This is a genomic window from Treponema sp. R80B11-R83G3 (genome assembly GCF_054786115.1).
In genome coordinates, this window is record NZ_BDHF01000570.1 from 1 (window position 1) to 383 (window position 383).

Here is a 383-nt window from a genome sequence, read left to right on the forward strand (position 1 = left end):
TTGGGCGGGATTGTTGATAAGGCGGTAGTTACAGGAAAGAAATATGTGCCGCCGAAAAAAGCTAATTGCGGTATGGATTGGGAAGTAATTATTAGTCTGCGAATTACTGTAGAGGGAATGAACAATGCTAGTTAATGGGTGCGATTGTACAATAGTGATTAAAACTTTTCACCATGAATTTGATGTGCCTTATTCTGATGAAACTTTGAGGGAAGATATTAAAATTTTGGAAGAAGAACCTAGTATTGAGGGAGATGGTGTTTGTCGTGGGTTGCAAAAAATTTGCGGTGTTACAGGGTGCGTTGTTACGCCATTGACAATAGGGACTGCTCCGCTTTTGTTGTATCTGGCTATGGGGTCGGCAAGTGAGCCTGTGCTTGTTT

The 383-nt window shown here is 41.5% G+C and carries 1 pseudogene; it reads left to right on the forward strand.

Annotated features, from left to right (window positions below):
* Positions 1 to 124: 124 nt before the first annotated feature.
* Positions 125 to 383 (forward strand): annotated as a pseudogene (locus ACYVRH_RS15020) (hypothetical protein); the annotation flags it as partial.